This window comes from Syntrophomonas sp. UBA1041 (assembly GCF_002316705.1).
Lineage (GTDB): Bacteria > Bacillota > Syntrophomonadia > Syntrophomonadales > Syntrophomonadaceae > DTU019.
The window spans coordinates 3,662-4,179 of the sequence record NZ_DCEA01000056.1; the positions used below are offsets into that span (position 1 = coordinate 3,662).

Genomic DNA, 518 nt, shown 5'->3' on the forward strand with positions numbered 1-518 from the left:
ACTCAGTAAATCTTTTAGCAGTTCGACGCGCTCTTTAACGCCTGGTATTAATATTCCATCCACGGTTAACGTCCCATTAACATCTAATAAGAGGTGAGTGAGTTTCAATAAACCCCTACCGGGGATGTCCACTTCCAGCAAATTTCTCCCTCCTCGAATAGCCAGGTGATTTATTTAATTTCAAACATCGCCCTTCCCGCATATTGTGCGGCATTGCCCAGCTGCTCCTCAATACGAAGCAGCCGGTTATATTTTGCCACACGATCAGACCTGGCCGGTGAACCTGTTTTAATCATGCCCGCATTAACAGCAACGGCTAAATCAGCAATAAACGAGTCTTCTGTTTCGCCTGATCTATGGGAAATCAGAGTCCGGTAACCAACTTTCTTAGCCATTTCAATAGTCCTCAAGGTTTCAGTAACCGTACCGATTTGATTGACTTTGATAAGTATGCTGTTGGCAATCCCACCATCAATGCCGCGCCTGAACCTTTCAGGATTGGTTACAAAGATATCGTC

General features: G+C 44.8%; 1 pseudogene. It reads right to left on the reverse strand.

The window, feature by feature from the left end:
- Window positions 1-170: 170 nt before the first annotated feature.
- Window positions 171-518 (reverse strand): annotated as a pseudogene (gene eno, locus B2633_RS08360) (phosphopyruvate hydratase); the annotation flags it as partial.